11 protein-coding genes are annotated in these 9,767 nt (G+C 66.0%); 9 read left to right on the plus strand and 2 right to left on the minus strand.

Annotated features, from left to right (window positions below):
• Positions 1–6: 6 nt before the first annotated feature.
• Positions 7–687: a DUF2510 domain-containing protein gene (locus WBV89_RS02450; RefSeq protein WP_423979754.1), complete on the minus strand. Its 681-nt coding sequence runs from the start codon at positions 685–687 to the stop codon at positions 7–9.
• 22 nt (positions 688–709) lie between these two features.
• Between WBV89_RS02450 and WBV89_RS02455 the strand changes: the two genes are divergently transcribed.
• From WBV89_RS02455 to WBV89_RS02480, 6 genes are all read left to right on the plus strand, one after another.
• A complete protein-coding gene (locus WBV89_RS02455) occupies positions 710–1,387 on the plus strand; it encodes a histidine phosphatase family protein (RefSeq protein ID WP_423979755.1) in 678 nt (225 codons plus the stop codon).
• Positions 1,388–1,403: 16 nt separating this feature from the next.
• Positions 1,404–2,510 carry a class I SAM-dependent methyltransferase gene (locus tag WBV89_RS02460; RefSeq protein WP_423979756.1) on the plus strand — a complete coding sequence of 369 codons (1,107 nt, stop codon included), beginning with the start codon at positions 1,404–1,406 and terminating at the stop codon, positions 2,508–2,510.
• A 46-nt stretch (positions 2,511–2,556) separates the two neighbouring features.
• Positions 2,557–2,997, plus strand: a complete 441-nt coding sequence (locus WBV89_RS02465; protein WP_423979757.1) for a pyridoxamine 5'-phosphate oxidase family protein — start codon at positions 2,557–2,559, stop codon at positions 2,995–2,997.
• On the plus strand, positions 2,985–3,776 hold the full coding sequence (locus WBV89_RS02470; protein WP_423979758.1) for an SDR family NAD(P)-dependent oxidoreductase: 792 nt from the start codon (positions 2,985–2,987) through the stop codon (positions 3,774–3,776). The genes WBV89_RS02465 and WBV89_RS02470 overlap by 13 nt, the downstream gene beginning before the upstream one ends.
• A gap of 104 nt (positions 3,777–3,880) precedes the next feature.
• Positions 3,881–4,480, plus strand: a complete 600-nt coding sequence (locus tag WBV89_RS02475; RefSeq protein WP_423979759.1) for a CGNR zinc finger domain-containing protein — start codon at positions 3,881–3,883, stop codon at positions 4,478–4,480.
• Between the two features lie 20 nt (positions 4,481–4,500).
• On the plus strand, positions 4,501–5,478 hold the full coding sequence (locus WBV89_RS02480; RefSeq protein ID WP_423979760.1) for a hypothetical protein: 978 nt from the start codon (positions 4,501–4,503) through the stop codon (positions 5,476–5,478).
• On the opposite strand, the gene WBV89_RS02485 is transcribed toward WBV89_RS02480, so the two are convergent.
• Positions 5,455–6,630 carry a hypothetical protein gene (locus WBV89_RS02485; RefSeq protein ID WP_423979761.1) on the minus strand — a complete coding sequence of 392 codons (1,176 nt, stop codon included), beginning with the start codon at positions 6,628–6,630 and terminating at the stop codon, positions 5,455–5,457. The genes WBV89_RS02480 and WBV89_RS02485 overlap by 24 nt on opposite strands.
• Positions 6,631–6,661: 31 nt before the next feature.
• On the opposite strand from WBV89_RS02485, the gene WBV89_RS02490 reads away from it, so the two are divergent.
• From WBV89_RS02490 to WBV89_RS02500, 3 genes are all read left to right on the plus strand, one after another.
• A complete protein-coding gene (locus WBV89_RS02490; RefSeq protein ID WP_423979762.1) occupies positions 6,662–7,591 on the plus strand; it encodes a COX15/CtaA family protein in 930 nt (309 codons plus the stop codon).
• Between the two features lie 11 nt (positions 7,592–7,602).
• On the plus strand, positions 7,603–8,964 hold the full coding sequence (locus WBV89_RS02495; RefSeq protein WP_423979763.1) for an ABC transporter permease subunit: 1,362 nt from the start codon (positions 7,603–7,605) through the stop codon (positions 8,962–8,964).
• Between the two features lie 9 nt (positions 8,965–8,973).
• Positions 8,974–9,767 (plus strand): branched-chain amino acid ABC transporter permease (locus tag WBV89_RS02500; RefSeq protein ID WP_423979764.1); only part of this gene is annotated, 794 nt, incomplete at its 3' end.

Here is a 9,767-nt window from a genome sequence, read left to right on the forward strand (position 1 = left end):
GAGCTGCTACAGGCCGGTGTCGATCCCGAACGGGTAGGGGCCCTTGACGTCGGTGACGGAGCAGGACAGTTCGTCGAAGCGGAAGTCCTCGTCGAGGACGAATGACGTGGTCTCGCCCGGCTCGACATCGTCGACGAGCGCAGTCTCGGACCGGTCGCCGTCGAAGGTGATCTCGATCGTGTAGCTGCGTCGCTCGTCGTCGAGATTGGTGATCGAGCCGCTCGCACGGGTGACGCCGTCGACCTCCTCGCAGACCACATCGGCCACGTCGTGGGGGCCGGGATCGTCGAACCGATCCACTTCGCGGAGCACGATCACGGCGAGCCAAGTCCCGACCATCGCCAGGACCAAGCCGACGACGCCGGTCACGATGCCGACGTTCGCCGCATCGCGGGCGCTCGGCCACCGCCGTCGTCGGACGCCGGTGACGATCGCCGCGACCGCCACGCCGGCACCGATGACGCTGATGAACGGGATCCAGGCGATACAGACCGCCACGATCCCCAGGACGAGAGCGGGCGTCCCCGACGGTCCGTTTCCACCGGTGGTCGGCATGGGGGCGAACCGGCGCTCACCGTCTGTCGAGACGTCGCCGGTCCAGTCGGCGCCGTTGAAGTAGCGCAGATCGTGCTGCCCGCCGGGATCGGGATACCAGCCCGGGGTGGAACCAACCGAGCCGTCGCGCACCGGGTCAACCTAGTGTGAGCGCGTGGAAATCGTGTTCATCCGTCATGGCCAGCCCGAGTGGATCCGAGATGGATTGAACGTCACGAACCCGCCACTGACCGAACTGGGCCACGCACAGGCCAGGGCGATGGCCGACACCCTCGCGACTCAGCACTTCGATCAGATCTACGCATCGCCGTTGCTTCGCGCCCGCCAGACCGCCGAGCCGCTGTTCGACATCCAGCGACGCGATGAACAGATCGCGCCGTGGTTGGAGGAGATCCGCGATCCGGCGTGGCACGGGTCGCCGCAGGAGAAAGCCGAGGCTGCCTATGCCGAACTCAAAGGCCGCCCCGCACATGCCCGCTGGGATGGTCTCGAGGGTGGCGAGTCGATTCGGGAGTTCACCACCCGCATCCGCGCTGGTGCCGACGCCTTCTTCGCCGATCGCGGAATGGTGCGCACCGACGACGAGTTGCCGATCTGGCACATCGAGGATCCCGACCGCAGCATCGCCCTGGTGGCCCACGCGGGAACGAACTCGGTGACCATCGCCCACCTGCTCGGGCTGCAGCCGACGCCGTGGGAGTGGGAGCGGTTCGTGCTCGGACACACGTCCGTCAGCCGACTCGAGGCGCTCGAGGTCCACGACGGGTTCACGTTCAGCCTCACGAAGCTCAGCGACGTCGAGCATCTCGACGTCGGCCAACGCACCCGATGACATCTACGGTGGCGCGATGAGCAGCACAGAATCGACGATGACCGACGGCACCGACCCGGACCGCCTGAAGATGTTCTCGTTCGGAGTCTTCACCCAACTGAGCGGCGCGGTCACGGCCGGGATGATCCACCTGGGAGACCGACTCGGCCTGTTCACCGCGCTCGCCGGGCTCGAGCGTCCGGTCACCACCGCCGAACTGGCGGACGCGGCCGGTCTCGACGAGCGATGGGTGCGCGAGTGGGCGCACAACCAGGCGGCCGCACGGATCCTCGATGTCGACACGACGACGTCGCCCGAGCTGTTCTCGATGTCTCCTGAAGCGGTGGCCGTCCTCGCCTCGCCCGATCACGTCGCGTACGGGATGGGGATGTTCCACAGGTTCCCGCAGACGATGGCGGCGCTGGACGAGATGCCCGAGAGCTTCCGCACCGGTCTCGGACACGACTACGACAGCCACGGCTGCGAGGGAGCCATCGGGATCGAGAAGAGTTTCGAACCGTGGATGCGACACCACCTGCTCGACACCGTGTTGCCGAGCCTCGACGGGGTCGTCGATCGACTCGACGCCGGCGCGAGCGTGATCGACATCGGTTGTGGCGCCGGCGGCGCGGTGCTGATGATGGCGGAGCGGTTCCCGAACTCGACGTTCGTCGGATACGACATTTCCGAGCATGCGCTCGAACGAGCGGCCGAACGCCTGGCCGAGTCCGGTCTGACGAATGCCCGCTTCGTCGACCCGCGCGCGGAATCGATGCCCGCTGATCGTTCGTGTGATTTCGTCACCACGTTCGACTGCATCCACGACATGACACGGCCCCAGGAGATGATGGAACTGATCCGCGAGGCGATCACCGACGACGGCACGTGGCTGCTCGTCGACATCAAGGGCCGCGACTCGTTCGCCGAGAACGTCGCGAAGAACCCGATGGCACCACTGATGTACGGCATCAGCGTGCTGTCGTGCATGAGTTCGGCGCTCTCCGAACCCGACGGCGCCGGTCTCGGCACACTCGGCCTGCCGGCGTCGAAAGCGCAGGAGATGTCTCGGGCGGCCGGTTTCACACACTTCCGCAAGATGGACGTGGACCACAGCGTCAACAGCTTCTACGAGATCAGGGTCTGACGCTCCGTATCAACTGGGGTCAGACCCCAGTTGATACGGTCGCACGATGAGCGACGACTGCACACTCGACGATGTCAAGGAATTCTCCGGTCAGCTGAGCCCGTGGGCGCACATCGCCACGGTCGGTGCCGATGGGGAGCCCGACGTGGTCCCCGTCCACCCGTGCTGGGACGGCGAGACCCTGTGGTCGATGGTCGGCACGACGTCGGTCAAGGCGAAGAACATCGCCGACAACCCGAAGCTGGCGGTGCACTGGCAGGTGACCGAGAACGGTGACGGCGTCGAAGTGTGGGGGACCGGTGAGGTGTTCACCGATCTCGAGACCAAGCGTCGTCTGTGGGACGGGGTCTTCGACTACGACCTGAACGCGTTCGCGCCCGGCGGTCCCGACAACTCGCCTGACACGGCGTTCCTCGCGATCACGCCGAATCGTGCGCTGATCCTCAAGCAGTACGGGATGGGCGGGCTGCAGCGTTGGAGCGCCTGACGAACCTGTCGCGGTCGATCTCGGGTCGAGTCGCGATCATCACCGGTGCCGCGAGCGGCATGGGCCGTGCGACCGCGCGACTCTTCGCCGACGAGGGCGCCCGCGTCGTCGTGGCCGATCTCGGTCAACAGCGTGTCGACGCGGTCGTCGACGAGATTCTGGCGGTGCATGGAGCGGACTCGGCGCTCGGTGTGGTCACCGACGTGTCCGATGCTCGTCAACTCGAGCATCTCGTCGCCCGGACCGTCGAGTGGGGAGGACGCCTCGACATCGTCGTGAACAACGCCGGGATCTCCGTCATCAACTCTCCGTTCCAGGACGCCGAGGAGTTCGAATCGAGCTGGGCGCAGACGCTCGACGTCAACCTGACGGCTCACGCTCGGCTCGTCCGTCTCGCCCTGCCGCATCTGATCGAATCGGGTGGCGGACGCATCGTGAACATCGCGTCGACCGAGGCGCTGGTCAGCACCGCCGGTCTCGGCGCCTACGCAGCGACGAAAGCCGGTGTCATCGGCCTCACACAGTCGCTCGCCGTCGAGCTGGGACGGCACGGGATCACCGTCAATGCGATCTGTCCCGGTCCGATCGCCACCCCGATGACGGCCGCGATCGACGAGGAGTCGAAGGCCACCTACGCCCGCCGCCGGGTGCCCCTCCGCCGCTACGGAGACCCCGAAGAGGTCGCCCACATGACGCTCAACCTGTGCCTCCCGGCATCGAGCTTCGTCAACGGCGCACACATCCCGGTCGACGGCGGGATGTCGATCCGCCACACCTGACGCCCCGCCTGCCGACCTCCCGTCGCCTCGACCTGCTCGACATCGACGCGGCTCGCCCACCGATCGATCACGAGGTAACCGACAAACCTGATAATGTCGGTTACATGGCGCTGGGACACCCGCTCGACGAGCTCGGAAGAGTGCTGCCCGACCCTGCGTGGCCGGCCGACAAGGCGGCCCCCGACCGATGGGACATGATTCGACGGTTCTGCAACACCGCCAACCACGAGAGCGGGGCTGATCGATTTGAGACCGATGAAGGCTTGACGCGCTGGACCGTGAGCGAAGGTCTGGGTGCGACGAAACCGAGTGCCGACCAACGCGTGCGCATCGTGGACTTCCGTGAGCACGTTCGGGCTCACGCGCTCGCTCATCACGACGGAGCGGACCATGCAGATCTCGACGCGATTCTCGCCGACCACGTCGCCGAACTCGAGCTCGCTCTCGTCGTGATCGACGGCCGCCTCGAGGCGGCTCCCGCAGCGGTCGATGTGGCGAATCAGACGATCGGCGCCATCGCGATCGCGATCATGGGTGCACAACGGGACGACTGCTGGAAACGATTCAAGGCGTGTCCGGGCTGTGAATGGGTGTTCTACGACCGCAGCAAGAACCAGTCCGGTCGATGGTGCTCGATGAGCGCATGTGGCGGGCGGGCCAAGGTCGCCGCCTTCCGTGCACGAGAGAAGGAGTCGGCACGGTGACGCCGAGACGGTGGAGCATCTTGCTCATCGCGGCAGTCCTGTCGGCGTGCGCGGGCAGCAGCGACTCAGCGACGCCAGCGACAACCGGGTCGACCACCGCATCGACGATCGAGGCCGGGGACGGCGTCGCGGAGATTCGCAGCGAGATCGGTCCGCGGGCGTTCGGCGGTGACGACGCGATGATGGTGCTCGACTCGATCGACGTCTCCGGCGATGACATCTTCGTCCGGTTGCGGGTCGTGAACGGAAGCGACCGGTTCTTGAACGTCGGCGTGCAGGACACCTGGTACGGGCCACTCCTCGAGATGCGCGACAGCCTCGGCAACACCTATCCCGCCCGCGCGGTGGAACCCGACGGGGTCGAGGCCTATTCGGTCGGGGATCTGAGGCTTCGGCTGGCGGGTCCGCTCGATCCGGAGGCGGAGGAGTTCGCCCTCGAACTCGCCACCGACAGGGGAACGCTCGTGACCGATGCGATTCCGGTGCCGACGGGCGACGGCGTGCGCTGGTGGGTCGAGTCGCCACCGATGGACTTCGCCGACCCGGCCGTCGGTGGACGCGGCGGTCGGACCGTGGAGGTTCTCGACGTCGTCGATCGCGGCTCCCATCTCGACGTGTCGTTCCGGGCTGTCGACGACTCCACCGAATTCGACCTCCCGCACGATGCGATCGCGACGCTGACGCTGGCCGACGGCACCGAGATCCCGTCGATCCCGTTCGAACACGTGGCAACGGAGAACTCCGGAATGTTCAGCGGGGTGCTGCGATTCCTGGGGACGACGACCGGGTCGGATGCACTGTCACTGAACGTCGCGGGCGTCGACGTCGAGATCCCGCCGGACTGCGGCGACGAGGACTGTCGACCGCTGTCGTCGGCGTCCGCGACCGAACCGCCGCTTGCTGTCGGGGCCGTGCTCCCGGAACTGCTCCACCAGATCCGGACCACCGAGCCGCTCCCGCCGAGCAGCGTCGACTCAGGCCCCGTCGAAGATTCCTGACAGCCCGCTCGGGTCGTGACGGCCGATCACGAACTGTTCGAGCACGCCGAGGCCCTCGTGGACCCCCATCGCCCCGGATGTCGTGGCCTTGACCATCGTCTGGATGTGGACGTGCTGCGGCGCCGTGAGGTCGTCGACGGGAAGGTCCCAGCGGTCACCCGCGACCTCGAGCTCGCCCTTCCACACGCCGTGGCCCCACTCGGGATGGGTGTAGCCCAGTCCCATCATGTGGAAGTCGAACAACGGCTCGAGGATCACCGTCGACGGTGGGCCATCCCACGGGATCATGTCGAGCTCGAACGTCTCGACCGCGCGGGTCCCTGGCCGCCACGTGAGTCGATAGTCGACGGCGCGCATCGCTGTGGCAGGAGCCTGTTCGGCGATCCGCACCGGCGCGGTCGCATCGTTGGAATTGGCCGGTGACGTCGCGTCGCCGGCCGTGGCGATGAAACCCGACTCGTGCCAACGACGGCCGTCGAAGTGTTCGTTGACGTCGAAGTGGGTCGAGAATCCCTCGAAGTTGATCGGCGCCCACAGCCAGAAGAACTGCGGGTCCGCGACCGGGGCACCGGTCGGTGCTCGTTCGCCGACCGTGCGGATGCCCCACGAGCGGTCGCGACACCCGAACGTGTCGCCCGCCGCGAGTTGAGTCGTCTCCCCGTCGATCTCGATCCACCCGTTCCACTTCCCGAACTGCGTCAGCCGGGTCGAGTCCATCACCACGCGTTGGCCGACCTGATGGAAGAAGTGGGGTTCCTCCATCGCCGGTGAGCGACGGGTGAAGGTCAGGTCGCATCGGATGCCGTGCTCGGGCGCTTCGACGACGATCCGCAGCGTCGTCAACGGCTCGATCACTTCCACCTCGATCGGGCCGACCCGATTCGCGTCGCGTCGGTCGGTGGGAGCGCGCCTCGAGGCATGCACATTGATCTGGCGGGCATCCGCGGTTCCACCATCGACCACCACGCTGAAGGACGCATCGGCAACATGGCGGTTCGGATACAGACCCATGGCTGCAGCGAAGTAGAGGCGTGTGTCGCGGGTGTACCCGCTGAAGAAGTAGCGGTCGTAGTGATTGAGATCGCTCGACCCTGTGCGGGCCACGGGATGTGACGTCTGGTGGATCGGAAAGTCGTCGAACGAACTCAGCACCGCGCCGACGGTAGTCGTAACCTCTGGGCTGATGACGCGCACCCGCTATCGGCAGTTGGCAATCGTCACGACGGTCGGCATCTGTGTGCTGGTGGTCGCCGGGGGAGTCGTCCGCCTCACCGGGAGCGGTCTCGGCTGCGACGACTGGCCCAATTGCAACGCCGAACGCTTCATCGACGTGTCGACCGGTCACGCCGCGATCGAGCAGTTGAATCGTCTTCTCAGCGGCCTGATCGGACTCCCCACGCTGTTGCTCGTCATCTGGGGCTTCCGTGCAGCGCCACGCGGTGCCGGGTTGCGATGGCCTGCCCTCGGCGTCCTGCTCTCGGTGCTCGCCAATGGAGTCGTCGGTGGGATGGCCGTCCGTGGCGACCTGCATCCGGCGCTCGTCCAATCACACTTTCTCCTGGCCATGGCATCGATCGCATTCGGGCTGATCGCAGTCCGCGCCGGGTCGGTCGAGCCGATCCGCTGGCACGGCGTGGACCTGCGCGACCCGGTCCAGAGCCTCGTACTGGCTGTCGTCGCGCTCACCGGTGCCGCACTGGTCACGGGGACGGTCGTCACCGGTGCCGGTCCTCATGCTGGCGAGGTCGACGTCCGTCGATACGGATTCGACATCGGAGGCGTCGCGCGGATCCACAGCGGGACCGTGATCGTCGCCGTCGCGTGCGGGGCGGTGTTGGCGTGGGTGGTCGTTACACGTGCCCCGGCGCTGCGGCCGGTGCTGTCGACCTGGCTCTTCGTTGCGATCGTCCAGGGTGCGATCGGCTACGCCCAGTACTTCACCGGCGTGCCCGAGCTGCTCGTCGGACTGCACCTCGCTGGAGCAACGGGACTCTGGGTGGTGACCGTTCGCATGGCGCTCGCAGCCGTCGATCAGGGCTCCGTGCGATCACGGGGAGTGGTCATGGGAACCGAGTCAGAGGGGATTTCCCCCTCGTCCTCCGCAAGGGTCTAAGGTACCGCCCCGTGCCGAAATCGAACCTGACATCAAGGGCCAGGCCGCCCGGGCTCCGCATCGTTCTCGGGGTCGTCGCTGCGTTGCTGACCCTCCTGTCGATCAGCGGACCGGCGTTGGCGCAAGAGGACGACGCTCCCGCTGACGACGCCTCGTCGGAGTCGATCGGAGGAACGCTCCAGACCCGCGACGAGGAAGGTGAACAGATCGCGCTCGAGGGGGTCACCTTCGTCGTGACGGACTCCGACGGCAACGAAGTCGGTACCGCCGTGTCCGATGCCGAGGGCAACTGGCGCGTCGACCTTCCCGGTCCGGGCCTGTACAGCGTCGAACTCGTCGAGGACACCCTCCCGGAGGGAAACTCGCTCCGCAACCCGGACAACAACCCGCTGAGCGACATCAGCGTCCAGCCGAACACGAACAAGAACACGCTGTTCCCACTCGGCGAACGCCAATCGAGCGGAGACAACACGAACCGTGTCGCCCAGCTCACGGTCGACGGCCTCAAGCTCGGTCTGATCATCGCGATCTGCGCCATCGGCCTGTCGCTGATCTACGGCACGACCGGCCTCACCAACTTCGCCCACGGCGAAATGGTCACGATCGGCGCCATGACCGCATACGTCGTCAACGTGACGTGGCAGGTGTCGTGGTTCGGCAGTTGGATGAGTTCGCTGGTCTTCGGAGCTCTGGTCGCCATCGTCTTCACGGGATTCTTGGGATACCTCTTCAACGAGGGCGTGTGGAAACCACTGCGAAAGAAGGGCGCCAGCCTGATCGCTGCGCTCGTGGTGTCGATCGGATTCTCGATCCTCATCCGCTACGTCCTGCTGTACCAGTTCGGAGGACGCGCCGGGTTCTACCGCGACTTCCGGATCGGTGAGCCGATCGACTTCGGCATCTTCACGATCCTGCGCAAGGACCTGTTCATCATCGTCTTCACGGCGCTGGTGCTCGTCGGGGTCGGCCTCGCACTGCAGAAGACGCGAGCCGGCAAGGCGATGCGCGCTGTTGCCGACAACCGAGACCTCGCCGAATCGTCGGGGATCGACGTCGAGAAGGTCATCCGTCTGGTGTGGATCGTCGGATCGGCGCTCGCCGGTCTCGGCGGCGTCATGTTCGGACTCACCGAGAACATCAACTGGGAGATGGGCTTCCGTCTGTTGCTGCTGATGTTCGCCGGTGTGACCCTGGGTGGTCTCGGCACCGCATACGGAGCGCTGCTCGGCAGCATCATCGCCGGATTGTTCATCCAGCTCTCGACCCTGATCCTTCCCGGAGACGTCAAGAACGTCGGCGCCCTCGTCGCATTGATCTTGATCCTCCTGGTGAGACCACAGGGCCTCCTCGGACGAGCGGAACGGATCGGATAGGGGATCGCCATGGACTACCAAGCCATCATCGAAAGCCTGTTCCGTGGTCTGATCGGGGAACGCTTCATCGTCTTCGCCCTCGCCGCCATCGGACTCAACCTGCACTTCGGTTACACCGGCCTGTTGAACTTCGGTCAAGCGGTGTTCATGGCCGCCGGCGCCTACGGCCTCGCGATGACCGTCGTGACGATCGGACCCGCCGTCAACCGCAACACCGGCCTCGACATGTCGGACACGACGCTGTTCTGGGTCGGTGTGGTGATGGCGGTCGTCGTCTTCCCGGTGATCTTCGCGCTGGTGATGGGTATCCCGACGCTGAGACTCCGGGCCGACTACCTGGCGATCGTCACGATCGCGGTCGCCGAGATCTTCCGCATCGTCGCCCGTTCACCTTCGCTCGACAAGTGGACCGGATCGTCGGACGGGCTCACGGGCTTCACCAGCACGTTCTACGACATGAGTCCGTTCACGACGACCGACCGGTACTTCTTCAACCTCTTCACCGGCAACCAGTTCTTCCTGGTGCTCGTCGGTTGGACGATCCTGGCGCTCGGCACACTCGTGTGCTGGCTCTTGATCCGCAGCCCGTGGGGTCGAGTGCTGAAGGCGATCCGCGAGGACGAGGACGCGGCACGCAGCCTCGGCAAGAACGCGTACTCCTACAAGATGCAGGCGTTGATCCTCGGCGGCATGTTCGGTGCGGTCGGCGGCATGGTCCGTGCGGTCGGCTTCTCCGTCGCACAGCCCGACAACTTCATCACCGACGTGACGTTCTTCGTGTACGTCGCGTTGATCCTCGGTGG

This window comes from Ilumatobacter sp. (assembly GCF_049588435.1).
Taxonomy (GTDB): domain Bacteria; phylum Actinomycetota; class Acidimicrobiia; order Acidimicrobiales; family Ilumatobacteraceae; genus Ilumatobacter_A.

What these genes read in the sequence shown, in the direction of transcription:
- WBV89_RS02460 (WP_423979756.1), top strand. Translation starts at nt 1,404, where the DNA reads ATGAGCAGCACAGAATCGACGATGACCGACGGCACCGACCCGGACCGC.
- WBV89_RS02465 (WP_423979757.1), top strand. Translation starts at nt 2,557, where the DNA reads ATGAGCGACGACTGCACACTCGACGATGTCAAGGAATTCTCCGGTCAG.
- WBV89_RS02475 (WP_423979759.1), top strand. Translation starts at nt 3,881, where the DNA reads ATGGCGCTGGGACACCCGCTCGACGAGCTCGGAAGAGTGCTGCCCGAC.
- WBV89_RS02490 (WP_423979762.1), top strand. Translation starts at nt 6,662, where the DNA reads ATGACGCGCACCCGCTATCGGCAGTTGGCAATCGTCACGACGGTCGGC.